This is a genomic window from Pseudoclavibacter sp. AY1H1 (assembly GCF_002931055.1).
In the GTDB taxonomy this organism is placed as follows: Bacteria; Actinomycetota; Actinomycetes; order Actinomycetales; family Microbacteriaceae; genus Pseudoclavibacter.
In genome coordinates this window covers 161,196-186,003 of sequence record NZ_PSXX01000009.1, presented here as the reverse complement: position 1 = coordinate 186,003, position 24,808 = coordinate 161,196, and the positions used below count along the sequence as shown (strand labels likewise).

General features: G+C 69.1%; 23 protein-coding genes. 22 read left to right on the top strand and 1 reads right to left on the bottom strand.

The features are described from left to right. The first annotated feature begins 2,250 nt into the window (after positions 1–2,250). The 16 genes from C5E05_RS14430 to C5E05_RS14360 all read left to right on the top strand — a co-directional run bounded on the left by C5E05_RS14430 (position 2,251) and on the right by C5E05_RS14360 (position 18,736). Entirely contained in the window at positions 2,251–3,288 is a 1,038-nt protein-coding gene (locus C5E05_RS14430) for an HAD-IIA family hydrolase (RefSeq protein WP_104342301.1), read from the top strand. Then, positions 3,285–3,458, top strand: a complete 174-nt coding sequence (locus C5E05_RS20230; protein ID WP_181057897.1) for a hypothetical protein — start codon at positions 3,285–3,287, stop codon at positions 3,456–3,458. Before C5E05_RS14430 ends, C5E05_RS20230 begins: the two co-directional genes overlap by 4 nt. Next, on the top strand, positions 3,455–4,336 hold the full coding sequence (locus C5E05_RS14425) for a TlyA family RNA methyltransferase (protein ID WP_258064883.1): 882 nt from the start codon (positions 3,455–3,457) through the stop codon (positions 4,334–4,336). The genes C5E05_RS20230 and C5E05_RS14425 overlap by 4 nt, the downstream gene beginning before the upstream one ends. Further along, positions 4,333–5,256 carry an NAD kinase gene (locus tag C5E05_RS14420; RefSeq protein WP_104242281.1) on the top strand — a complete coding sequence of 308 codons (924 nt, stop codon included), beginning with the start codon at positions 4,333–4,335 and terminating at the stop codon, positions 5,254–5,256. Before C5E05_RS14425 ends, C5E05_RS14420 begins: the two co-directional genes overlap by 4 nt. Continuing rightward, complete coding sequence (recN, locus tag C5E05_RS14415; RefSeq protein WP_104306415.1) at positions 5,253–7,001, top strand: DNA repair protein RecN; 1,749 nt, start codon at positions 5,253–5,255, stop codon at positions 6,999–7,001. Before C5E05_RS14420 ends, recN begins: the two co-directional genes overlap by 4 nt. 11 nt (positions 7,002–7,012) lie before the next feature. Then, positions 7,013–8,734 (top strand): CTP synthase, encoded by a 1,722-nt coding sequence (locus C5E05_RS14410; protein WP_258063201.1) that lies wholly within the window; start codon positions 7,013–7,015, stop codon positions 8,732–8,734. Further along, positions 8,731–9,375: an NUDIX hydrolase gene (locus C5E05_RS14405; RefSeq protein WP_104342300.1), complete on the top strand. Its 645-nt coding sequence runs from the start codon at positions 8,731–8,733 to the stop codon at positions 9,373–9,375. Before C5E05_RS14410 ends, C5E05_RS14405 begins: the two co-directional genes overlap by 4 nt. An 11-nt stretch (positions 9,376–9,386) precedes the next feature. After that, positions 9,387–10,349 (top strand): site-specific tyrosine recombinase XerD, encoded by a 963-nt coding sequence (gene xerD, locus C5E05_RS14400; RefSeq protein ID WP_104342299.1) that lies wholly within the window; start codon positions 9,387–9,389, stop codon positions 10,347–10,349. Continuing rightward, positions 10,346–11,218, top strand: coding sequence for a ParA family protein (locus tag C5E05_RS14395; protein WP_104242275.1), 873 nt, complete (start codon positions 10,346–10,348; stop codon positions 11,216–11,218). The genes xerD and C5E05_RS14395 overlap by 4 nt, the downstream gene beginning before the upstream one ends. Next, positions 11,202–12,068: a segregation and condensation protein A gene (locus C5E05_RS14390; protein WP_374953452.1), complete on the top strand. Its 867-nt coding sequence runs from the start codon at positions 11,202–11,204 to the stop codon at positions 12,066–12,068. Before C5E05_RS14395 ends, C5E05_RS14390 begins: the two co-directional genes overlap by 17 nt. Beyond that, complete coding sequence (gene scpB / locus C5E05_RS14385) at positions 12,061–12,657, top strand: SMC-Scp complex subunit ScpB (protein WP_104342298.1); 597 nt, start codon at positions 12,061–12,063, stop codon at positions 12,655–12,657. Before C5E05_RS14390 ends, scpB begins: the two co-directional genes overlap by 8 nt. A 103-nt stretch (positions 12,658–12,760) precedes the next feature. Continuing rightward, a complete protein-coding gene (locus tag C5E05_RS14380) occupies positions 12,761–13,666 on the top strand; it encodes a pseudouridine synthase (RefSeq protein ID WP_104342321.1) in 906 nt (301 codons plus the stop codon). Further along, a complete protein-coding gene (locus tag C5E05_RS14375) occupies positions 13,663–14,757 on the top strand; it encodes a prephenate dehydrogenase (RefSeq protein ID WP_104342297.1) in 1,095 nt (364 codons plus the stop codon). The genes C5E05_RS14380 and C5E05_RS14375 overlap by 4 nt, the downstream gene beginning before the upstream one ends. After that, positions 14,754–15,545 (top strand): (d)CMP kinase, encoded by a 792-nt coding sequence (cmk, locus tag C5E05_RS14370; RefSeq protein ID WP_104342320.1) that lies wholly within the window; start codon positions 14,754–14,756, stop codon positions 15,543–15,545. The genes C5E05_RS14375 and cmk overlap by 4 nt, the downstream gene beginning before the upstream one ends. Continuing rightward, positions 15,538–17,085 carry a ribosome biogenesis GTPase Der gene (der, locus tag C5E05_RS14365; protein ID WP_104242269.1) on the top strand — a complete coding sequence of 516 codons (1,548 nt, stop codon included), beginning with the start codon at positions 15,538–15,540 and terminating at the stop codon, positions 17,083–17,085. Before cmk ends, der begins: the two co-directional genes overlap by 8 nt. A gap of 199 nt (positions 17,086–17,284) precedes the next feature. Then, positions 17,285–18,736, top strand: a complete 1,452-nt coding sequence (locus tag C5E05_RS14360; protein ID WP_104242267.1) for a glyceraldehyde-3-phosphate dehydrogenase — start codon at positions 17,285–17,287, stop codon at positions 18,734–18,736. Between the two features lie 79 nt (positions 18,737–18,815). Here the strand turns inward: C5E05_RS14360 and C5E05_RS14355 are convergent, their stop codons facing one another. Then, positions 18,816–20,318 (bottom strand): APC family permease, encoded by a 1,503-nt coding sequence (locus C5E05_RS14355; RefSeq protein ID WP_104242265.1) that lies wholly within the window; start codon positions 20,316–20,318, stop codon positions 18,816–18,818. A 235-nt stretch (positions 20,319–20,553) separates the two neighbouring features. Between C5E05_RS14355 and C5E05_RS14350 the strand changes: the two genes are divergently transcribed. From C5E05_RS14350 to C5E05_RS14325, 6 genes are all read left to right on the top strand, one after another. After that, positions 20,554–21,102 carry an RNA polymerase sigma factor gene (locus tag C5E05_RS14350; RefSeq protein ID WP_104242263.1) on the top strand — a complete coding sequence of 183 codons (549 nt, stop codon included), beginning with the start codon at positions 20,554–20,556 and terminating at the stop codon, positions 21,100–21,102. Then, positions 21,099–21,674: a hypothetical protein gene (locus tag C5E05_RS14345; RefSeq protein ID WP_146081127.1), complete on the top strand. Its 576-nt coding sequence runs from the start codon at positions 21,099–21,101 to the stop codon at positions 21,672–21,674. The genes C5E05_RS14350 and C5E05_RS14345 overlap by 4 nt, the downstream gene beginning before the upstream one ends. Further along, positions 21,671–21,967, top strand: coding sequence for a hypothetical protein (locus tag C5E05_RS14340; protein ID WP_104306405.1), 297 nt, complete (start codon positions 21,671–21,673; stop codon positions 21,965–21,967). The genes C5E05_RS14345 and C5E05_RS14340 overlap by 4 nt, the downstream gene beginning before the upstream one ends. Before the next feature lie 69 nt (positions 21,968–22,036). Then, positions 22,037–23,518, top strand: coding sequence for a S1C family serine protease (locus tag C5E05_RS14335; RefSeq protein WP_104342295.1), 1,482 nt, complete (start codon positions 22,037–22,039; stop codon positions 23,516–23,518). A gap of 58 nt (positions 23,519–23,576) precedes the next feature. Further along, positions 23,577–24,002 (top strand): NUDIX domain-containing protein, encoded by a 426-nt coding sequence (locus C5E05_RS14330; RefSeq protein WP_219819543.1) that lies wholly within the window; start codon positions 23,577–23,579, stop codon positions 24,000–24,002. Positions 24,003–24,116: 114 nt separating this feature from the next. Further along, entirely contained in the window at positions 24,117–24,773 is a 657-nt protein-coding gene (locus C5E05_RS14325) for a PadR family transcriptional regulator (protein ID WP_104242253.1), read from the top strand. Positions 24,774–24,808: the final 35 nt, after the last annotated feature.

The window sequence follows — 24,808 nt, the reverse complement described above, 5'->3', positions numbered from 1 at the left end:
GACAACCGTGGTGAGCGGAAGTCCTACGCGCCCCGTGACGACAGCCGCGGCGAGCGCAAGTCGTACCCTCCTCGTGACGGCGAGCGGAAGTCCTACGCACCGCGTGATGACAACCGTGGTGAGCGGAAGTCGTACGCACCCCGTGACGACAACCGTGGTGAGCGGAAGTCCTACGCGCCCCGTGACGACAGCCGCGGCGAGCGCAAGTCGTACCCTCCTCGTGACGGCGAGCGGAAGTCCTACGCACCGCGTGATGACAACCGTGGCGAGCGCAAGTCGTACCCGCCTCGTGACGGGGAGCGTCGTCCCTACAACTCCCGCGACGACCGCGGCGAGCGCAAGTCGTTCCCGCCCCGCGACGGTGAGCGGAAGTCGTACGCACCGCGTGATGACAACCGTGGCGAGCGGAAGTCCTACGCGCCTCGTGACGACAGCCGCGGCGAGCGGAAGTCGTACCCTCCTCGTGATGGTGAGCGCAAGACCTACGCGCCTCGTGATGACAACCGCGGCGAGCGGAAGTCCTACCCTCCCCGTGACGGCGAGCGTCGCTCATCTGGCCCCCGTGGCGACAGCCGTGGCGGACGCGACGATCGCGGCTTCTCTGGCGGCCGCGGACGTCCGGCGCCTGAGCGTCCGGAACTGACCGAGGAGGAGCTGCTCGCGCGTGAGCTCCGCCCCGTTCGGGCAGAGCACATCGACCCCATCGTTCCCGACGAGGTCAGCGAGTCGGATCTCCCCAAGGGCGCCCGCAACGAGCTCAAGACGCTCGAGGCGACCAACCAGGAATTCGTCGCCAGGCACCTCGTGATGGCATCGGTGCTGATCGACAGCGATCCCGAGCTCGCCCATCAGCATGCCGTCTCGGCGGCACGCCGCGGCGGACGTATCGCCATGGTGCGCGAGACCCTCGCCATCACGGCGTACACGATCGGCGACTACGCGCTGGCACTCCGCGAGCTGCGTACCTACCGTCGCATCAGCGGCAAGGAAGACCAGCTGGCGCTCATGATCGACAGCGAGCGCGGCCTCGGCCGCCCGGACCGGGCCCTCGAGCTCGGTCGCGCCGCCGACCGCACGGGGCTCGGCCCGGCCGAACTGGTTCAGGTCGCCATCGCCATGTCCGGTGCGCGTCTCGATCAGGGCGCCGCCGACCTCGCGCTTGCTGAACTCGAGATCCCGCAGCTCGACCCGAAGCGCGCCTACTCGTACAGCCCGGCCTTGTTCGCCGCCTACGCGACCGTGCTCGAGGAACTCGAGCGCACCGCAGAAGCCGAGCGCTGGACGGCCCTCGCCACCAGGGCGCAGGATGCTCTCGACGCCGTCAAGCACGACGAGCACGAGACCATCGAAGTCGTCACCGAAGGCGAGTTCCCCCCTCTCGAGGAAGACGAGATCGACGAGGACGGGATCGCAGCCGAGACCGAGATCGCGGGCGAAGGCTCGACGAGCGCTGTCGAGGGCTCGGGAAGCGTCGCAGATGGCGAAGCATCCGAAGCCGCGGAGTACTCGCGTGACGAGGACGACCTCGAAGCCGAGGTAGATGAGCTGCTCGCGGCGGCCGGTGACACGGTTGCAGCTGAGCCCGAATCGGAGGCTGCGGCTGAGGCCGATGTCATCGACGAAGCCGCTGCCGTGCTCGACGACGAACTGGTCGCCGAGGTCGAGGAAGAGGCGGACGAGATCGTCGCCGAAGCCGAGGCGCTGGATGAGGTCCAGGAAGAGGCCGACGAGATCGTCGCTGACGCGGAGACTGCCGACGAGGCGAAGGAAGTCCAGGAAGAGGCTGACGAGATCGTCGCCGCTGCCGAGGATGCCCAGGAACTCGCGATCGACGAGCACGACATCGACGAGCACGAGAGCGCGCCTGTTGCCGTCGACGTCGAGCTCGATGTCGTCCCGGCACCTGCTGAGGCCGAGGTCGCATCGGAGTCAGACGCTGACGCCGCGCCTGCCGATGCTGCATCGGACGCTGATGACAGCGACGCCGAGAACAGCGACGACGAGAACGACGACGAAGACGAGGAGAAGAAGCGCAAGGGCGACGAGCCCGAGCCCCTCTTCGACCTGTGATCGGATGCGGGGCGGCGGATCCACTCCGCCGCCCCGCGCCCGCCTGCGGGGCCCGCAGCGCCCGCTGTGCCTGCACCTCCCGCGAAGTGCGCGAATCGCGTCGATCCTGCCTGGGCCGACGCCAAGATCCCAAGAGTCAGGCTGCCGAAGCCGACGAGCTGAGAGAGACGAGAGATCCTGATGGCTTTGTTCAAGAAGAGCACCGGAACCGGACCTTCCCCGCTCGACGCCGTGGACGTGGTGCTGGCGGACCTGGATGGCGTCGTCTACCGCGGACCGAACCCGGTGCCCTACGCGGTGGAGAGCCTGAATGCGCTCGCCGCGTCCGGTCTCCGCTCTGGGTACATCACGAACAATGCCTCCCGCACGGATGAGCAGGTCGCGCAGCATCTGCGCGAGCTGGGGCTCACGCTGACGGCCGAGGACGTCGTGACGAGTCCGCAGGCGGCGGTGCGTCTCCTGGCTGACCAGGTAGCCCCCGGCGCGCTTGTGCTCGTCGTCGGTGGGGACGGTCTCATCGACGAGCTCGCCAAGGGTGGATTCCGCGTGACGCGATCCGCGGACGACGAACCCGACGCAGTCATCCAGGGCTTCGCGCCGCACGTCGGCTGGGAGCACCTCGCGGAGGCCTCGTTCGCGCTCGCGCGCGACATCCCGTGGGTCGCGACGAATCAGGACTGGACGATCCCTGTCGCTCGCGGCATCGCCCCAGGCAACGGAACGCTGGTGTCGGCCGTGCACACGGCGGTGCAGAAGCTGCCGCTCGTCGCCGGGAAGCCGGAGAAGGCGATCTTCGACGAGGCGGTGCGCCGCTTCGACGCGAAGAAGGCGCTGTTCATCGGCGACCGACTCGACACCGACATCAAGGGTGCCTCGAACGCCGGCATGGCCTCGGCGTTCGTGCTCACGGGCGTCGACCGCCCCAAGCAGCTCATCGCGGCGCCCCCTGGTCAGCGTCCCGACTTCATCTTGAGCGACCTTCGCGAGCTCTCGCAGCCGTACCCGAAGGTCGTCAGCGAGCGTCCACAGGCCGAGGTGGCCGTCGCGCGCGTCGGAGACGCGCAGGTCACAGTGCGTGGCATCGACGTCATCGTCGACCGCGCCGGCTCCTCGCCCATCAACCTCCTGCGTGCTGGCTGCGCAGCGATCGCGGCTTCGGAGAAGCTCATCTACGCGCTCCGGGTGCCGGAGGTGCTGTACTCGGAACTCGCGTCATGAGCATCGACCCAGGCGGGGCCGCCGACGACACGGAGCTCGCCTCCGAGCTCGATCGAATCGCGTCTCTGCCCGTCTCGGAGCGCGCGGCCGAGTTCTCGCAGCTGCACCAGCAGCTGGGGGAGCTCCTGGAGAGCACTCCCGTGGAGCTCTTCGACGGGGACAGCGCGTGAACGGTCCGATCACGACGCCCGAGGGAGGGCCGCTCAAGCGCCTCGACACCGAGCTCACCCACCGTGGGCTCGCGCGCAGCCGCACGGCCGCGGCACGCCTCATCGAGGCCGGGCTGGTGTCCGTGAACGGTGTGCAGGCGAGCAAGACGGGCCTCCGCGTCGCCGACCACGACGAGCTGACGATCGCTGGGGGAGACGACTTCGTCTCGCGAGCCGCGCACAAGCTCGTCGCGGGTCTCGACGCGGTGCCGACGCTCGATCCCACTGGTCGAGTGGCGCTTGACGTGGGTGCATCCACCGGCGGCTTCACACAGGTGCTGCTCTCTCGCGGCGCACGTCACGTCGTGGCACTCGACGTCGGGCACGACCAGCTGGCGCCGTCGGTGCGCGAAGATCCTCGCGTCTCGAACCTGGAAGGCGTCAACGCCCGGTTCGTCGACGCCGAGCAGCTCGACGAACTGCTCGTGGCAGCGGAATCGCCCGTGCGCTCCGCCGATATCGACCTCGTCGTTGGCGACCTCTCGTTCATCTCCCTGACCAAGGTCATCGCGCCCATCCTGGCGATGGCGCCCGGGATCGTCGACGCGGTGCTCCTCATCAAGCCGCAGTTCGAGGTCGGGCGGACGGGCGTGAAGGGCGGCATCGTCCACGACCGCAGGCTGGTCGCGCCCGCGCTCGAGCGGGTGCTCGTGGAAGCCGCCGACTGCGGGCTCGAACTCGTCTCCCTGCGGCCGTCTCCCATCGTGGGAACGCACGGGAACTCGGAATTCGTCGCGGTCTTCCGCACGTCGAGAGGCTCGAGTCCAGCGGATGCTGACAGACTCGACACTCTGCGGCGAGCCATCGTCGAAGCGGAGGACTTGGAGGCAGATCGATGAGCGGGAACTCGAAGCGGCGGATCCTCGTCGTCAGCCATGTCGCACGCGAAGACGCCATCGAGGCGGCCATGACGGTTCTGCAGCTGCTCGACGATGCCGGCGTGGTTCCCGTGCTCGAGCCGTCGACGCACCGCGAGCTGCTGCGCCTCGACAGGAACCGGGTGCCCCGGACGACCATGGCGCTCGGCGATCAGCTCGCGGCCGACGAAGTCGAGATCGCCATCGTGCTCGGGGGCGACGGGACCATCCTGCGTGCCGCCGAGCTGGTGCGCGATGCCGGGGTCCCGATTCTGGGGGTCAACCTCGGTCACGTCGGCTTCCTCGCCGAGAGCGAGCGAGACTCGCTCGCGGACGCTGTCGGACGAGCCCTCGATCGCGACTACGAGGTCGAGGAGCGGATGACGCTCGACGTCCGGGTCACGCTCGGCGGCCAGACCGTCTACGAGACCTGGGCCCTCAACGAGGCATCCATCGAGAAGGCCAGCCGTGAGCGGATGCTCGAGCTGGTTCTCGAGGTCGACGGGCAGCCGCTACTCAGCTTCGGCGCCGACGGCGCGATCTTCTCGACGCCGACCGGCTCCACCGCCTACTCGTTCTCGGCGGGCGGCCCCATCGTGTGGCCGACGGTCGAAGCGCTGCTGCTCGTGCCGATCAGCGCGCACGCCCTCTTCGCGAGGCCCATCGTCGTCGGCCCGAGCTCGACGCTCGCCGTGGAGATCATCCCCCGCACCGGCACGCCGGGTGTGCTGTGGTGCGACGGGCGACGCACGTACGACCTCACGGCGGGCTCCCGCGTGACGGCAACGCGGGGAGGCGCCCCGATCCGTCTGGCGCGACTCCACAGCGCGCCGTTCAGCAAACGACTTGTGGAAAAGTTCCAACTCCCGACTTCAGGATGGCGAGGACCCGCACGCGCATGATTCTTGACATCGATATCTCCGGCCTCGGCGTCATCGAACGCGCCGAGCTTCCCCTCGGCCCCGGCTTCACCGCGATCACGGGTGAGACCGGCGCGGGAAAGACCATGATCGTCACGGCGCTCGGCCTGCTCCGCGGCGGGCGCGCATCCGCGGACGCGGTGCGATCGGGCGCGAGCAAGGCAGTCGTGGAGGGGCGCTGGCAGCTCGACGCCGACAGTGCCGCAGCGCGCCTCGCGGCAGACGCGGGCGCAGAGCTCGACGAGAACGACGAGCTCCTCGTGGCCCGCCAGGTGAGCGCGGAGGGTCGGAGCCGAGCCTGGCTCGGCGGGCGCGGGGTGCCAGCCTCGATCCTCGCCGACCTCGGAGAGCGCCTTGTCGTGGTGCACGGGCAGAGCGACCAGTGGCGGCTTCGCAGCGAGGGAGCGCAGCGTGCCGCGCTGGATGCGTTCGGCGGCGCCGAGCTGCGCAGCGCACGCACCACGGTTCGCGAGGCGCATGTCCGCCGGGGCGAGCTGCGCGCCGAGCTGCAGACGCTGAGCGACGCTGAGGCCGAGCGCGAACTCGAAGCCGCCCGACTGCGCCGGGCACTTGCCGACATCGAGCCAGCCGAGCCGCAGGCGGGGGAGGACGTGACGCTCCTCGCCCGCATCGAGCGGCTCTCCAACCTCGAGGCGCTCCGGCGCGACGTCGGCCAGGCGCACGAGCTCCTCGCCGGTGACAGCTCCGCAGGATTCGGCGGACAGGGCGGCGCGAGCTCCACCGAGCTGGTCTCGCAGGTGCGGGCCCTCATCGACAGCGCGACAGCGAGCGATCCCGCGTTGGGTGAGCTCGGACAGGCGGCGGCCGACATCTCGTTCGCAATCGACGAGCTCGGCCTGCGCCTCGCCGGCTACCTCGACGGACTCGAAGCCGAGGGAAGCGGTGAACTGGCGGAGCTCAACGAGCGGCTCACGCTGCTCACGAGCCTCACGCGCACCTACGGACCGACGCTCGACGACGTGATCGAGCTCGGCTCCCAAGCGGGCATCCAGCTGCTGGAACTCGAGAACGACTCGACGCGCATCCAGCAGCTCGAGGCGCAGATCGCCGAGGCGGAGGAGGCGCTCGCCGCCGCGGCTGCGCGCCTCACGGAACTCCGGACCGCGACGGCTGCGGTGCTCGAGGAGCGGGTCACGGAGGAGCTCCACGCGCTCGCCATGCCGGCAGCCCAGCTCACCGTGGCCATCACCCCGCTCGACGAGATCGCCGCCCACGGCGGCGACCGGGTCGCCTTCATGCTCCGTCCGCATCCGGGAACCGAGCCGGCCCCGCTCGGCAAGGGCGCGTCCGGCGGCGAGCTCTCTCGCGTCATGCTCGCGCTCGAGGTCGTGCTTGCGGACGTGAGCTCGGTGCCGACCCTCGTGTTCGACGAGGTCGACGCCGGCGTCGGCGGGTCCGCGGCGATCGAGATCGGGCGCCGCCTGCAGCGGCTCTCCGCGAACGCTCAGGTCATCGTCGTCACGCACCTGGCGCAGGTCGCTGCGTTCTCGGACAACCACATCAGCATCGAGAAGTCGAGCGACGGACAGTTCACGACCTCCAGCATCCGCCAGATCAGCGGTGCGGACCGGACGCAGGAGATCGCCAGGCTCCTGTCGGGACTCTCCTCCAGCGAGACCGGGAACGCCCACGCAGAAGAGCTGCTCGAGCTCGCCGCGGCGAATCGCACAGCGTCAGGCGCAGACGGATCGCGGTCCGTCGGCTAACATGGAATTCCGTGACTAGCGCAGATATCCCAGTTGCGGGAAACGACCAGGCCGTTGTCAAGCAGATCTATGTGACCGGGGGCGTGGTCTCCTCTCTCGGCAAGGGCCTGACCGCTGCCAGCTTGGGCAACCTCCTCAGGGCCCGAGGCCTGCGCGTCGTCATGCAGAAGCTCGACCCGTACCTCAACGTCGACCCGGGCACCATGAACCCGTTCCAGCACGGCGAGGTGTTCGTCACCAACGACGGGGCTGAGACCGACCTCGACATCGGCCACTATGAGCGCTTCCTCGACGTCGACCTCGCGCAGTCGGCCAACGTCACGACCGGGCAGATCTACTCGAGCGTCATCGCCAAGGAGCGCCGCGGCGAGTACCTGGGCGACACGGTCCAGGTGATCCCGCACATCACCGACGAGATCAAGCGACGCATGCGCCTCCAGGCCAGCGAGGAGCCTCGCCCCGACGTCATCATCACCGAGGTCGGCGGCACGATCGGCGACATCGAGTCGCAGCCCTTCATCGAGTCGGCCCGCCAGCTGCGCCACGAGCTCGGACGCGACAACGTGTTCTTCGTGCACGTCTCGCTCGTCCCGTTCATGGGAGCCTCAGGCGAGCAGAAGACCAAGCCGACCCAGCACTCGGTCGCGGCTCTCCGCTCCGCGGGGATCCAGCCGGACGCGCTCGTGCTGCGCAGCGACCGCCCCGTGACCGAGAGCAACAAGCGCAAGATCGCCCTCATGTGCGACGTGCCGGAGCGCGCCGTCGTGAATACCATCGACCTGCCGTCGATCTACGACATCCCCCGCGTCCTGCGCGATCAGGGGCTCGACGAGTACATCATCGAGCAGCTCAAGCTCCCCGCCGAACCCATCGAGTGGAGCGCCTGGGAGCGCCTGCTCGAGGTCGTCCACCAGCCCAAGCATCAGATCACGGTCGGCCTGGTCGGCAAGTACATCGACCTCCCCGACGCCTACCTGTCCGTGACCGAGGCGCTGCGGGCCGGCGGCTTCGCGAACCAGACGCGCGTCAAGCTGCGCTGGATCCCATCCGACGAGTGCGAGACGGCAGAGGGCTCCGCAGCACAGCTGAGCGACGTCGACGCGATCTGCGTGCCAGGCGGCTTCGGCATCCGCGGCATCGAGGGCAAGCTCGGCGCCCTGCGCTTCGCTCGCGACAACGGCATCCCCACGCTCGGGCTGTGCCTTGGCATGCAGTGCATGGTCATCGAGTACGCGCGCAACGTCGTCGGCATCAGCGACGCGAGCTCGTCCGAGTTCGACCCGGAGACGCCGAACCCCGTCATCGCGACCATGGCCGAGCAGGTCGACATCATCGAGACCGGCGACCTCGGCGGCACGATGCGCCTCGGGTCCTACCCGGCAGCCCTCGACGAGGGCTCCATCATCGCCGAGCTCTACGGCTCGACCCTCGTCGAGGAGCGCCACCGTCACCGCTACGAGGTGAACAACGCGTACCGCGATCAGATCTCGGATGCGGGCCTCCACTTCTCGGGACTCTCACCGGACGGCACGCTCGTCGAGTACGTCGAGCTGCCGCGCGAGGTGCACCCGTTCTACGTGGCCACGCAGGCGCACCCCGAGCTCAAGTCGCGCCCCAACAACGCGCACCCGCTGTTCTCCGGCCTCGTCGCCGCCGGCCTCGAGCGTCAGCGCTCCGGTCGCCTCGTCGACGTCGAGGAGAGCGTGCAGGACGTGGACCAGGTCCAGCAGTGACCTCGTCCGCTGAATCGGGACCCTTCGCCGACGCGGTCGCGGAAGACACGGTGCTCGAGTCGAGCGTCGTCTTCCGCGGCGCCGTCTGGGACATCGTCCGCGAGCGGTTCCGTTTCGGCGGAGAGGTGCTGACGCGGGAGTTCATGTCGCACACGGGCGCGGTCGCAGTGCTCGTGCTCGACGACGCCGACCGCATCCTCTTCATCCGCCAGTACCGTCACCCGGTCGGGCGGCGCGACTGGGAGCTGCCGGCAGGGCTCCTCGACGCGCCCGGCGAGGACCCGTTCGACGCCGCGAAGCGCGAGCTCGGCGAGGAGGTCGACCTGCTCGCGGACCGCTGGGACGTGCTGCTCGACCAGTACACCTCGCCGGGGGGCAGCAGCGAGAACGTGCGCGTCTACCTCGCCCGCGGTCTCTCGGCCACTCCGGAGGCGTTCGATCGCACCGGTGAGGAGGCGGAGCTCGAGCAGCGCTGGGTTGCGCTTCCCGACGCGCTCGAGGCCGTCCTCGACGGCTCCGTGCAGAACCCGTTCGTCGTCTCGGGCGTCATGGCGCTCCACCTCGCGAAGGAACGCTCCTTCTCGACGCTCCGACCCGCGGATGCGGCCTGGCCGACCCGCTCGCCGGGGCGCCCAGAGTAGTCGGCCAGCCCATGGCCGCGGATCCAGGCGAGGCCACGTCGGACGCGGCCCGCCTCGACACCTACCTCAGGCATCTGACGATCGAGCGCGGCCTCTCCGTCAACAGCCTCGGGGCCTACCGGCGAGACCTCGTCAAGTACCTCGACTGGCTCGAGCAGGGTGACCGCGGCCCGGTCGCGGCCGCGAAGCCCGAGGACGTCACCGCCTTCCTCGCGCACCTGCGCGACGGCGAGCAGCTGGCCGCCTCCTCCATCTCGAGGACGCTGTCCTCGGTGCGCGGCTTCCACCGGTTCCTGCTCGACGAGGGCGTGCTCGACGTGGACGCCACCGCGCGGGTGCGCGCGCCGAAGCTGCCGTCCCGGCTCCCGAAGGCGCTCACCGTGGCCGAGGTGGAGCGGCTGCTGCAGGCAGCAGACGGCGAGACGCTCGAGGCGATGCGCGACACCGCGCTCGTCGAGCTCCTCTACGCGAGCGGCGCGCGCATCTCCGAACTCGTCGACCTCAACGTCGATGACCTGCTCGAGCCCGGCATCCTCCGGGTGCGGGGCAAGGGCAACAAGCAGCGCATCGTGCCGGTCGGCAGCTTCGCGCAGCGAGCCCTCGACCGCTACCTCGTTCGAGCGAGACGCGAGCTCTCCTCGCGGGGGAGCGCAACCCCGGCGCTGTTCCTCGGCACGCGCGGTGCGCGGCTCTCCCGGCAGAGCGCCTTCAACCTGCTCGACGCGATCGCAGCGCGGGCGGACCTCGCCGGGCGCGTCTCCCCGCACACCCTCCGCCACTCGTTCGCGACGCACCTGCTCGAGGGTGGGGCGGACGTGCGTGTCGTGCAGGAGCTCCTCGGCCACGCCTCCGTCTCGACGACGCAGATCTACACGCTCGTGACGGCCGACACGCTCCGGGACGTCTACGCGACGAGCCATCCGCGCGCCACCCTCGGCGGAGGCCAGGCCGGGGATAGGATGCAGAGGTCATGAGCGAAGAGACCATCGAATCCACTCCCCGCAGCGCAAGCGCGGTGTCGACGCGACTCTATAACCACTTCGACGTGCCAGAGGAACTCGACGACCACGGCCCTGCGCGCATCATCTCGATGTGCAACCAGAAGGGTGGCGTCGGAAAGACCACGACGAGCATCAACCTCGGCGCCTCGCTCGCGCTCTACGGCCGCCGTGTGCTCGCCGTCGACTTCGACCCGCAGGGGGCGCTGAGCGCCGGCCTCGGCATTCGCACCTACGACGCCCCGACGGTCTACGACCTGCTCATCGGCACGGTCAAGGACCCGCACGAGGTCATCCAGCCGACGGCCTTCCCGGGCCTCGACGTGATGCCCGCGAACATCGACCTCTCGGCGGCGGAGGTGCACCTCGTCACCGAGGTCGCGCGCGAGCAGATTCTCGCGAGTGTGCTGCGCAAGGTCTCGAGCGAGTACGACGTCATCATCGTCGACTGCCAGCCCTCCCTCGGACTCCTCACGGTCAACGCGCTCACCGCGAGCCACGGCGTGATCATCCCGCTCGAGTGCGAGTACTTCGCGCTCCGCGGCGTCGCGCTGCTCGTCGAGACCGTCGACAAGGTGCGCGACCGCCTCAACCCCTCGCTCGAGCTCGACGGCATCCTGCCCACCATGTACGACGGCCGCACCCTGCACTCTCGCGAGGTGCTCGACCGCGTCTACGAGGCGTTCGGCGACCGCGTCTTCGACACGGTCATCGGCCGCACGGTGAAGTTCCCCGACGCCTCCGTCGCCGGCGTGCCCATCGTCAGTTTCGCTCCAGAGCACACCGCGGCGAAGGCCTACCACCAGCTCGCGCGCGAGTTGGTCGAACGTGGCGCCGTCGCCTAGCACGCTGACCGCACGGGCCACCCCGGCCAGGCAGGGGAGCTTGGCCGCCGCCGACATCGAGGCGGCCCCGGACGCGGACTTCCGTGTCTCCCTCAGCAACTTCGAAGGCCCGTTCGATCTCCTGCTGACGCTCATCTCGAAGCACGAGATGGACATCACCGAGGTGTCGCTCAGCCGCGTCACGAGCGAGTTCATCGGATACCTGAACGACCTGTCGACGCCGGAGGAGCTCGATCGGGCGAGTGAGTTCATCGTCGTCGCGGCAACGCTGCTCGACATGAAGATCGTCAGCCTGCTTCCGCAGGGCGAGTACGTGGATGCGGAGGACGTGGCGATCCTCGAGGCACGAGACCTCCTGTTCGCGCGCCTCCTGCAGTACAAGGCGTTCAAGGAGGTCTCCGCATGGTTCGCGGCGGCGCTCGGAGTCGAGGGGCAGCGTACGACTCGTGCCGTGCCCCTGGAGGCGAAGTTCCGAGAGCGCATCCCGGAGCTCGTCTGGACGCTGTCCGCCGCCGACTTCGCTGCGCTCGCGACGCTCGCGCTCGCGCCACGAGAGATCCCGACCGTCGGCCTCACCCACCTCCACGCCCCCAAGGTGAGCATCCGGGAGCAGGCCCGCATCCTCGTCGCGGTCCTCCAGGACGGCGAACCGCGCACCTTCCGGGAGCTCGTCGCTGACGCCAGCGCTCGCGGTGTGGTCATCGCCCGCTTCCTGGCCCTCCTGGAGCTGTACCGCAGGGCCGCGTTGAGCTTCGAGCAGGAGACCCCGCTCGGCGAGCTCATCGTGCAGTGGGACGCGCAGGACTGGGATGCGGCGCAGCTCTCGAGCCTCGGAGACGACGATGACTGACCACACCGCGACCGAGCAGCCCTCCGATCCGGGCGAGCAGCCAAGCGTCGAGCTCGACCGCGCCGTCGAGGCGATCCTCTTCGTCGCCGACGAGCCGCTGTCGCTCGTGACCATCGCCGGCGCGGTCAGCCGCCCCGTCTCCGACGTCCGAGCATCCATCTGCCGGCTCGTCGCCGACTACAACGGCGACCTCGGCGGGCCGGAGCGCGGCTTCGAGCTGCGCGAGGTGGGCGGGGGATGGCGGCTCTACGTGCGCGAGACGCTCGACGACATCGTCGCCGACTTCGTGCTCACCCGCCAGCCGTCGAGGCTCTCGCAGGCCGCGCTCGAGACGCTCGCCGTCATCGCCTACCGTCAGCCCATCACCCGTTCGCAGGTGGCGCAGGTCCGCGCTGTGAACGTCGACTCGGTGGTGCGTACTCTGGTAGCACGTGGCCTCATCGCAGAAGACGGCCACGACGACGTGACCGGGGCCATTCGCTACGTCACGACCCAGGCGCTTCTGGTGCACCTGGGACTCAACTCGCTCGACGAGCTGCCAAAGATTTCACCTCTGCTCGACGAAGGACAGGACGGATTCCATGAGTGATCAGCGAGGGCGCGCACCGCGCCACAGCGACGCCGACCGCACCGCCGACGAAGCCGCGGCGCTCCGCCAGGCTGCGCAGGCGCGACCTGAAGGCGGCTACTCGATGGACGACTTCGCCGACATCCCGCTGCCCGGCCGCGAGGTCGCTCCGGTGGAAGAGCGCAACGACGGCGTCCGTCTGCAGAAGGCGCTCGCGGCGGCAGGCGTCGCCTCCCGTCGTGTCTGCGAGCAGTACATCACGCAGGGACGCATCGAGGTCAACGGGGTCGTCGTGACCGAGCTCGGCAGCCGCGTCTTCCCGGACCGTGACGAGGTCGCGGTGGATGGCACCCCCATCCAGCTCGACCCGAGCAAGCGCTACGTCCTCCTCAACAAGCCCACCGGGGTCGTCTCGACGATGCGCGACGAGCAGGGCCGCCCTGACCTTCGCGAGTTCACGAGCGAATTCGAGGAGCGGGTCTACAACGTCGGCAGGCTCGACATCGACACGAGCGGCCTGCTGATCCTCACGAACGACGGGGAACTCGCGCACGTGCTCGCGCACCCGTCCTTCGGCGTGGAGAAGACGTACATCGCCCGCGTCGAGGGACGCGTGTCCGCGAAGGCCCTGCAGCGCCTTCGCCAGGGATTCGAGCTCGAGGACGGCTTCATCAAGGCCGACAGTGCGAGGCTGCTCGCCGATCAGCCGAGTCACACGGCCTCGCTCGTCGAGATCGTGCTGCACTCCGGCCGCAACCGCATCGTGCGTCGCATGCTCGAAGAGGTCGGGCACCCCGTCAGCGCGCTCGTGCGCCGGAGCTTCGGGCCGTTGAACCTCGGCACGCTGCGCGAAGGGGAGATGCGCGAGTTCACTACACTGGAGCTCGGCCGCATCCTGAAGCTCGCCCGGCGAGCCGGTGAGCAGCGCGAGAGCGGCGCCCCCGCGCAGTCAGCAGCCCCCGAGCGCGGGCCGAAGCAGGGGAGAACCGCGCGGCAGACGCCGTCTGCCAAGTCGAAAGGTCGTCGATGACGCCAACTCGAACCAACTCCCCGGTGCGGGTGGTCGGTGCCGGGCTGCTCGGCACGAGTGTCGGTCACGGGCTCCGGAGGCTCGGCGTCGACGTCCAGCTCGACGACATCTCGCCGTCGGTGCTGCAGCTCGCGGTCGACTACGGCGCGGGAACCCCCGCAGCGGATGCTGCCGGGGGAGAGCCACCCCGCATCGTCGTGGTCTGCGTGCCGCCTGACGTGACGGGCCAGGTCGTCGCGGCCGAGCTCGAGCGCTGGCCGGACGCCATCGTGACCGACGTCGCGAGCGTGAAGTCGGCACCGCTCGCCGACCTCGTCGCTCGGGGAGCCGACATCAGCCGGTACCTCGGCTCGCACCCCATGGCCGGCCGCGAGACGGGCGGGCCGCTCTCGGGCCGCGCCGACCTCTTCGTCGGACGCCCGTGGGTCATCGCGCATCACGAGCAGACGAGCGTCTTCGCGCTGCAGGAGGTCGAAGGCCTTGCGCTCGACCTCGGCGCGACTCCCGTCGCGATGACGGCCCACGACCACGACCGTGCCGTGGCGCTCGTCTCCCACGTCCCCCAGCTGGTCTCCACGCTGCTCGCCTCCCGCCTCGTCGACGACGAGGACGGCGCGACCGCACTCGCAGGCCAGGGGCTGAGAGACCTCACGAGGATCGCCTCGAGCGACCCCGTCCTCTGGACCCAGATCCTCACCGCGAACGCGGCCCCGACTGCTGCGGTGCTCCGCAAGCTGCAGGCCGACCTCGACAAGGTCGCCGGAGCGCTCGAGCGCAGCCAGGAGCGCGGCTCCGGGCGCATCATCGCGGAACAGCTCGCGACCGGCAACGCCGGCGTCGCGCGCCTGCCAGGCAAGCACGGCTCCTCCCGACGCGAGTTCGACTCCGTCACGGTCATGATCGACGACAAGCCAGGCCAGCTCGCACGCCTCATGGGCGATGTGGGCGACGCGCAGGTCAACGTCGAGGACTTCCGGATGGAGCACGCGCAGGCATCGAACGTGGGTCTCGTCGTCATCTCCGTCGTGCCATCGGCGACGGCGAAGCTCGTCGAAGAGCTCGAGCAGCGAGGGTGGAGGATCGCCGCATGAGCGCGCCCGCCTCTCCGCTCGCCGCCTCCGTCGCGGTCGCCCCCCTTGTCGTCGCCGTCGACGGCCCGGCTGGGTCGGGCAAGTCCAGCGTGTGCCGCGAGAGCGCGAGGCGCCTCCGCTTCGGCTACCTCGACACGGGCGCCGCGTACCGCGCGCTCACCTGGTTCGCCATCGAGCGGGGCTGCGACCTCGACGACGCCGCGACCATCGTCGCCCTGCTGCCCACCTTCATCGCCGAGTACCGCATCTCGCAGAGCCCGGACGAGCGCTGGGTTCGCGTTGGCGAGACCGATGTCTCGGAGCACATCCGCGACACCGCCATCTCCGGCGAGGTCTGGCGAGTATCCCGGGTGCCAGAAGCCCGTGCGGCCCTCACGGCGCTCTTCCGGAGCACCATGGCCGAGACGGCAGCTGCCGGCATCATCGCCGAAGGCCGGGACATCACGACGGTCGTGGCCACGGATGCGCCCGTGCGCATCCTCATGACCGCGGACGAGGCCGTTCGCATCGCACGCAGGGCCGGCGAGAAGGCAGGCGAGGCGGCCTCCGCCGTGGCCGAGTCCGTCTCGGCGCGCGATGCCCGCGACGCCAAGGTCACCAACTTCACCGAGGCCGCCGACGGCGTCACGGTGCTCGACACGACGAGGCTCGATTTCGAGCAGTCGGTCGAGGAATTCCTGCGAATCGTCGCCTCGGCGCCCGGTTCGCACCAGACGACAGCACCGTCGCTGGCAGCCGCCCCGAGCGCGCTGTCAGACACGACAACACGAAGGAGTCACGATGACTGACGACCAAGGGAACAACGACGAGGCCACACAGGCCTCAGACGAGTTCGACGCAGCAGGAGGCGAGGAGCTCGTCTCGCGCCTGGAGGGGCTCGACGAATCCGTCGTCGAGCAGCGCACCAACGCGCTGCGCCAGAGCCTCGACGACTACGAGCTCGAGGAAGACGACCTCGAGGTGCTCCTCGGCGCCTCCGAGGACGGCGACGCCATCACGTACCTGCCAGCGCTTCCCGTGCTCGCGGTCGTCGGCCGACCCAACGTCGGCAAGAGCGCGCTCGTCAACCGCATCATCGGCCGGCGCGAGGCCGTCGTGGAGGACACGCCAGGCGTGACCCGCGACCGCGTCTCGTACAAGGCCGAGTGGAACAACCGCTGGTACACGATCGTCGACACCGGCGGGTGGGAGCCCGACGCGAAGGGCATCGACCTGTCGGTCGCCCAGCAGGCGGAGATCGCCGTCGAGCTCGCTGACGCCGTGCTCTTCGTCGTCGACGCGAACGTCGGCCCCACCGCCACGGACGAGCACGTCGTGAAGCTGCTCCGCAAGACGGACCGGCCCGTCATCCTCGTCGCGAACAAGGTCGACGACGCCGTCCAGGAGCCGAACGCGGCCCAGCTGTGGAGCCTCGGACTCGGCGAGCCGTGGCCGGTCTCGGCAGTCCACGGACGCGGTGTCGCCGACCTCCTCGACAAGGTCATCGAGATCCTCCCCGAGGTCTCCAAGGTCGCGAAGGAGGAGATCGGCGGGCCCCGCCGCGTCGCCATCCTGGGACGACCGAACGTCGGCAAGTCGAGCCTCCTCAACAAGGCCGCTGGCGAAGAGCGAGTCGTCGTCAACTCCCTCGCCGGCACCACTCGCGACCCCGTCGACGAGCAGGTCGAGCTTGGCGGCAAGATCTGGCGCTTCGTCGACACGGCGGGCATCCGCCGTCGGGTGCACCTGCAGCAGGGTGCGGACTTCTACGCCTCGCTGCGCACGACGGCCGCCCTCGAGAAGGCCGAGGTCGCCGTCGTCGTCCTCGACGTGACCGAGGCCGTCAACGTGCAGGACCTGCGCATCATCGACCTGGTGCTCGAATCCGGGCGCGCGCTCGTGCTCGCCTTCAACAAGTGGGACATGCTCGACGACGAACGTCGCTGGCAGCTCGAGCGTGAGGTCGAACGCGACCTCGCTCACGTCGCCTGGGCGCCGCGCGTCAACATCTCCGCGAAGACCGGCCGCCACCTCGAGAAGCTCGTGCCGGCCCTCGAGCTGGCCCTCGACTCGTGGGACACGCGCATCCCCACGGGCAAGTTCAACGCGTTCCTCGCGGAGCTCACGGCGGAGTTCCCGCACCCGCTCCGTGGCGGCAAGCAGCCGCGCATCCTGTTCGGCACCCAGGCGCAGACGCGTCCGCCGACATTCGTGCTCTTCACGACCGGCTTCCTCGACCCGGGCTACCGTCGTTTCATCCAGCGTCGACTCCGCGAGGTGTATGGCTTCGAGGGCTCGCCGATCATCACGAACATGCGTGTCCGCGAGAAGCGGGCGAAGCGCAGCTAGCGAGTCCGCCAGCGCCGAGGGGTCCGTTCCGCAGTCGCGGGACGGGCCCCTCGTGGCAAATTCGGCCCTTTTTTCCTCATCGTGAATACGGGCGTGCCCCTTGACCCGGATTCCCGCACGTCAGGCAGCGCAGAACCGTAGGATTTTTTGTGAGCCTGGCTGTCAGGCGTGAACTTTCGACGTTGAGGGGTCCCATTCGATGATGGAAAAGTCCGAGAAGACGCAGCACGAGTGGCTGGAGAAAGTCGGCATCGCCGAGCGGATGATCCCGCTCATCGGGAACCTCTACCGCACCCGCAACGTCGTGACCTCCATCTACGGTCACCGGCTCATCAACCTCTCCGCGATCGACATCATCAAGGCGCACCGCTTCGCGCGCCGCATCAACGACGTCGAGCTGTCGCTGGACGCGACGCTGCCCATCCTCGAGCGGCTGCAGGAGTTCGACCTCGGCACCGCCTCGATCGATCTCGGCGAGCTCGCGACCCGATTCGCGGCCCAGGCCGAGGACCTCGACACCTTCCTCGCGAATCAGCTCCTCGAGGTCATCGGCACCGGCTCGCCGGACTCCGGCGCCGACGTCGTCCTCTACGGATTCGGTCGCATCGGCCGCCTGCTCGCCCGCATCATCATCTCGCACGCCGGCACCGGACGCGGGCTGCGCCTCCGGGCCATCGTCGTGCGCAAGGGCAGCGACAACGACCTCGAGAAGCGGGCGAGCCTCCTGCGACGCGACTCCGTGCACGGCGCCTTCGCGGGGTCGATCTCCGTCGACCAGGCCGCCTCGACGATCCAGGCCAACGGCACCGTCATCAAGGTCATCTACTCGAACGACCCAGCCACCGTGGACTACGCCTCGTACGGGATCCGGGACGCCATCGTCGTCGACAACACGGGCCGCTGGCGCGACGCCGAGGGCCTCGCGCAGCACCTGCAGAGCCCCGGCGTGCGTCGGGTGCTGCTGACGGCGCCGGGCAAGGGCAAGCTCAAGAACATCGTCTACGGCATCAACAACGCCGGCATCACGGACGACGACCGCATCCTCTCGGCAGCATCCTGCACGACCAACGCCATCACGCCCGTCCTCAAGGTCATCGACGAGCGATACGGGGTCGTGCACGGACACGTCGAGACGGTGCACTCGTTCACCAACGACCAGAACCTCATCGACAACTTCCACAAGGGGGACCGCCGCGGACGCGCCGCGGGACTCAACATGGTCATCACGGAGACCGGCGCGGCGAAGGCGGTCGCGAAGGCGCTCCCGCACTTCGAGGGCAAGCTCACCGGCAACGCCATCCGCGTCCCCACGCCGGACGTCTCCATGGCCGTGCTCAACCTCACGCTCGAGCGTCCGACGACTCGCGGCGAGGTGAACGACTTCCTCCGTCAGATCTCGCTCAGCTCCGTGCTCCGTCAGCAGATCGACTACATCGAGTCGAGCGAGGTCGTCTCCACGGACTTCGTGGGCACGACCCGGGCCGGCATCGTCGATGGGCTCGCGACCATCGCCGAGGGCAAGAACCTCGTGCTCTACGTCTGGTACGACAACGAGTTCGGCTACTCCACCCAGGTGGTGCGCATCATCGAGCAGCTGGGTGGCGTGCAGCCCCCGATCGTGCCGCACCGCAAGGAGCTGTCGCAGATCTAGCTCCACGCCGCGTCACGCAGCGAGACGGCCCCCGTCCACCGGAAGGTGGACGGGGGCCGTCTCTGCGAGCAGGGACCGGCTACTTCAGCTCTCCGGAGCCCAGCTTGTCGGCGAGCGAGTGCTGCTCCTTGCCGAGGCGCGAGTTGCGGCGGCTGTAGAGGAAGTAGATCGCGAGGCCGATGACGAGCCAGATGGCGAAGCGCAGCCAGGTGAGCGTCGAGAGGTTGAGCATGAGCCAGAAGCACAGCACCGCCGACAGGATCGGCAGGAACGGCGACCACGGCATCCGGTAGGCCAGCTCACGGTTCGGGTACTTCTTGCGCAGCACGAGGATGGAGAGGCTCACGAGCACGAACGCGGAGAGCGTGCCGATGTTGATCATCTCCTCGAGCCAGTCGACGTTCGTGAGCCCCGCGAGCAGCGCGACCGCGACGCCGACGCCGATCTGCAGGCGGATCGGCGTCTTGCGCTTCTCGCTCGTGATGCTCCACGAGCGGGGGAGCAGCCCGTCGCGGCTCATCGAGAACAGCACTCGGGCGAGGCCCATGAGGAGCACGAGGATGACGGTCGTGAAGCCGAGGAGGATGCTGATCGAGATGATCTGCGCGGCCCAGTCGGCCCCCACGAGCACGAATGCCGTCGCGAGCGACGGGGTCTCGGACGCCGCGAGGTCGGTGTAGGACACCATGCCCGTGATGACGAGGCTCACCGAGAGGTAGAGCACGGTGACGATGGCGAGGCCGAGGAAGATGCCGCGGGGCAGGTTCTTCTTGGGGTTCTTGACCTCTTCCGCGCTCGTCGCGACGACGTCGAACCCGATGAACGCGAAGAACACGATGGAAGCGCCGGCGAGGAGGCCGAAGACGCCGTACATGCTCGGCTCAGCACCGGACATGAAGGAGAACAGCGACTGGTGCCACGCATCCGCTCCCGAGTCCTGCGCGGGCTGGGACGGCGGGATGAACGGCGTGTAGTTCTTCACGTTGACGAAGAAGGCGCCGACGACGATGACGAAGAGCACGGTCGCGACCTTCAGGATCGTCAGGACCGCGCTGACGCGAGAGGACAGCTTGGTGCCGAGCGCGAGCAGCGTCGTGAGGACGGCGACGATGAAGAACGCGGCCCAGTTCAGCTCGAAGAGCCCGAAGATGCTGAGCTTCGGCGGGATGTCCCAGCCCCAGATGTTGACGACCTCCTGCAGGTACACGCCCCAGTAGCTGGCGATGACGGCGGAGGCGGAGAGCATCTCGAGGATGAGGTCCCAGCCGATGATCCACGCGAGCAGCTCTCCGAGCGTCGCGTACGTGAACGTGTAGGCGGAGCCGGCGACGGGCACCGACGACGCGAACTCGGCGTACGCCATGATCGCGAGACCGCACGTGACCGCCGCCAGGAGGAAGCCGATCGTGATCGAGGGGCCGGCGTTGTTGGCGGCCGCCTTCGCTCCGACGGAGAAGATGCCGGCGCCGACGGCAACGGCGACGCCCATGATGGCGAGGTCCCACACGCCGAGGGAGCGCTTGAGCGACCGTCCCTCGGAGTGCGAGTCCGCAAGTGATGCCTCGATGCTCTTCGTGCGCATCAGGCTTTCGAAAAAGCTCAAGGAGTTCCCCCAGGATTGTTGCAAGCGCGCGTGGGCACGCGCGCGCGAGTGGAGTTTACCTGTTGGAAACACGACGGTCGACGCTCGAATTCGCCGCTTTCGTCGTCGGTCTCCCCGGGGCACCAGGCATTGGCAGGAAGCGGCGAGGATCGGTGTCATAGGGTTGCTCGCGAGTGGAGCCGCCCGGTCCACTGGCTTTCGCGAAGGAGGGGCCATGCCTGACCTCGCCGAGGCGCCGGACGCGTTGCTCGTCGCCCGCGCCAGAGACGGTGACCAGCGCGCGTTCGAGGTGCTCATCCGTCGCCACTGGGGGCTCATGATCGCCACCGCGATCCGACTGCTCTCGTCCCGCGCCGACGCCGAAGATGCGGTGCAGGACGCCTGCATCGTCGCCTGGAAGCGACTCGACCTCCTCCGCGAGCCCAGTGCCGTGCGCGCCTGGCTCGTGCAGATCGCGGCTCGCAAGGCGACCGACCTGCTCAGGAAGAGGAAGTTCGAGCAGGACATCGACGACGTCGTGGCACCCGCCGCGAAGGAGCTCGGGCCGTCGGCCCAGCTCGAGCTGAACGCAAAGCTCGATACCGCATCCCGAATTCTCGGCACGCTCCCCGAGCTCCAGCGGCAGTGCTGGGTCCTGAAGGAGACGGCGGGCTTCACCTACGCCGAGATCGCCGAACAGCTCGAAACGAACACCTCGACGGTGCGAGGGGCCCTGTCGCGGGCCAGGCTCGCGCTGCTGCGGGGAATGGAGGAATGGGCATGAGCGAAGACGACGAACCGACCATCGGCGCGGCGGGGTACACCCTCACGCAGCTCTCCGAGTATCTGGAAGCCGGTCGCGTGCCCTACAACGCCGACATCGAGAGCGACCCGGAGTGCGAGCGAGCGCTCGAAGCCCTCGAACGCGTCACACGCGCCTCCCACGACCTCATCGAAGCCGAGTCGGCAGCGACACCAGGGCCGAGCGGAGCGTGGCTGCAGTCGATGCTGCGTGGCATCGCGATGGATGCTCGTGCAGGCCGCGAGATTCCGCTCACCTCGGTCGAGCCCGAGTACGAGTTCTCGCAGAGCGAGGGCGTCGTGCGCGAGATCGTCCGGCGCACGGGCGATGCTCTGGACGACGTCCTGATCGGTCGCTGCGTGCTCGACGGCGAGGTGACGGAGCCAGGTGCGCCCGTGCACCTCACGGTCTCCGTCACGGTCCTGGGCTTGAGACCGCTGCATCCGCTGGCCGACCGCGTGCGGGAGGCGATCGCCGAGGCGCTCGCCGTCCACACGACCCTGCAGGTCACCGGCATCGACATCGTCATCGCCGACGTGAGGAGCGCCGAATGATCGACCGCGAGCGTATCGCCGAAGCCGTCGAGGCGGCGACCATCGGTGCCCCCGGGGTGGTGGAGCTGCTGCCCATCACGAGCATCCATCTCGGATCGCTGCACGTGGAGGTCGGCACGTCGGGCGACGCCACGACCGTGGCCGTCCGGGTGCGGGTCGAGGCGTCCGCCCCGCAGGCGCAGATCCTGGAAGGCCTCGCCGAGCGCATCAAGGCGGCTGCGCTCACCGTGCTCCCGCCCGGATCTCTGGTGCGGGTGCGGATCAGGGTGCACGCGCTCGCGGGTCGAAGCTGAGCCACAGCTTCGCCATAGGAAGGCCATAGCCCCGGGTTGGATGCTCAGTGGTGTCGAAAGGAACCACACATGTCCACCCCCTCCTTCCCGGAAACGAACCCGCAGGACGGCGCCAAGCCGCACCTCGAGTCCTCCGCTCAGCAGCCCTCCTCGTCCTCGCAGTCGCACGCCTTCGCGCCGCAGTACTCCTCCGGCCCGTACCAGCCCGGCCAGTACGCGCCGGCCGGCTACCAGGCGCCCCAGTACCAGGACTACTCGGCGCCCCAGTACTCGACCCCGGACTACGCGGGCGCCGAGTACCCGTCGAACAGCTTCGGCCCGGCAGGGTCGCCGGCAACGGCGCAGGCGCCGAAGCCCCGCAAGCGCCGCTTCGGCACGGTCGCGCTCCTCACCGCGGGCCTCCTTGTCGGCGGCGTCGTCGGTGGCGGCGTTGGCGGAGCCGTCGTCGGCGGCTTCGGCTCGTCCCAGGTGGCCGCGGGCTCGTCCAGCTCGCAGTCGATCACGGTCAACAACCCGCAGGACGCGACACTCGTGACGAGCATCGCCGCGGTGGCCTCGCCGAGCGTCGTCACGATCTCCGCATCCTCCGGTCAGACGGGGGCGAGCGGCTCCGGTGTCGTCGTCGACGGCTCCGGGTACATCGTCACGAACAACCACGTCGCGACGATCGACGGCGCAACCGGCAACGCCGAGCTCTCGGTCCAGACGAGCGACGGCCGCCTGCTGCCTGCGACCCTCGTCGCCGGCGACCCCGTGCTCGATCTCGCGATCATCAAGGTCGAGGACACGTCGCTGACCCCCATCACGTTCGCCGACTCCGACTCGCTCAATGTGGGCGATGTCGCCGTGGCCATCGGCGCTCCGCTCGGGCTCTCCGACTCGGTGACCGAGGGCGTCGTGAGCGCGCTCGACCGTGGCATCCTCGTCAGCTCCTCCGCGGTTCCGGAGGAGGTCCAGTCTGACGGCACCCAGGAAGACAGCCCGTACAACTTCTGGCGCGGCGACCCGAACTCGTCCGAGGGTCAGACGAGCACCCAGGGCTCGTCCTCCGTCGCCCTCCCGGTCATCCAGACCGATGCCGCCATCAACCCGGGCAACTCGGGTGGCGCGCTGGTCAACCAGGACGGTGCCCTTATCGGCATCAACGTGGCGATTGCTGGCGCCGGCAGCAGCAGCGGCAGCGCATCCGGCAACATCGGCGTCGGCTTCTCGCTGCCCTCGAACCTCGTGAAGCGGGTGGCGGAGCAGCTCATCTCGAGCGGCGCCGTCTCGCACGGATTCCTCGGAGCGAGCGTCAGCGACCCGACCGCGGCCGACTCGAGCATGGCCGGGGCTTACGTGACGCAGCTCACCGCAGGGGGCCCCGCGGCGCAGGCCGGCATCCAGGCCGGTGACGTGATCACCTCGTTCGGTGGGCACCGAGTCTCCAGCTCGACGGACCTGACGGCCCAGATCCGTGCCCTCGAGCCGGGAACGCAGGTCGAAGCCGTGCTCATGCGCGGCGGCCAGGAGCAGACGGTCCGGGTCACGGTGGGCAAGCTCGGGCAGTAGCGGCAGGAACGGCGACGCCTCCTTTCGGCGCCAGCGGGCACGCACCTATCCTTGGTGCGTGCCCGCTTCTGTGTTGACTGTCGCCGCCATCTGCTTCGAGGATCCCGAGGGGCAGGTGCTCACGGTCCGCAAACGCGGGACGACGAAGTTCATGCTCCCCGGCGGGAAGCTCGAGCCGGGGGAGTCGCCGAAGGCGGCGGCTCTTCGCGAGATCGAGGAGGAGGTGGGGATCGTGCTCGACGACGCCGACGTGACGCTCCTCGGGGAGTGGACGACCGCGGCCGCGAACGAGGTGGCGACCGGCCTCATCGGCACGGTCTACCTGGCAGAGCTGAGCGGGACGCCACGGGCTCGCGCCGAGATCGCGGAGCTGCGCTGGGTGGATGCGTATCCGGCCCCTGGAGCTGACCTGGCCGATCTCGCGCCGTTGCTCAGCGAGTGCGTCATGCCCGAGCTCCGGAGGCGCCGCGACGCGCGTGCCTGAGCGCTTCCCGAACCTCTCGAACATTCTCCGATATATCGCTTGACAGCGACTCTTCTCCGATATATCGTCGAGCTATCGGAGTTGCACGGTGCAGCTCCGGCAGAAAGGTTCACCATGCGAAAGCACTTCACCCACAACCACCACCCGTTCGACGCAGAGCGAGGCCGCTCCCACGAGCAGGGCCACGGGTTCGGCCACGAGGCCGCACAGGACGAGCGCGTCCGTCGCTTCTCGCACGGATTCGGCCCTGGACGAGGATTCGGCCCAGGATTCGGTCCGGGGGCCGGTCACGGTCCAGGCTTCGGCCCGAAGTTCGGCCCACGCGGCCACCGCCGGGCAGGCAAGGGCGACGTCCGCGCCGCCATCCTCTCCCTCCTCGCGGAAGGCCCCTCCAACGGCTACGGCCTCATCAAGGGCATCGCGGAGAAGACCGACGGCGTCTGGCGCCCAAGCCCCGGCTCCGTCTACCCGACACTGCAGCAGCTCGTCGACGAAGACCTCATCGAGCAGGGCGGCACTGAGAAGAAGCCGGTCTTCGAGCTGAGCGAATCGGGCCGCACCTACGTGGCCGAGCACGCCGAGGAGCTCGAGCAGGGCTGGCGCGGCGTCGCCGGGATGTCAGAGTCCGCGAGCGGCCTGCGCGAATCCGCCATGCAGTTCATGGGCGTCATGCAGCAGTTCCGCCTCGGTGCGACCGAGGAGCAGCAGCAGGAGGCCACCAAGGTCCTGGACGACGCCCGCAAGGCGCTCTACACGATCCTCGCCAAGTAGCGGCGTGCGGACGCCGACGGCCGAGAGCGTCTGCC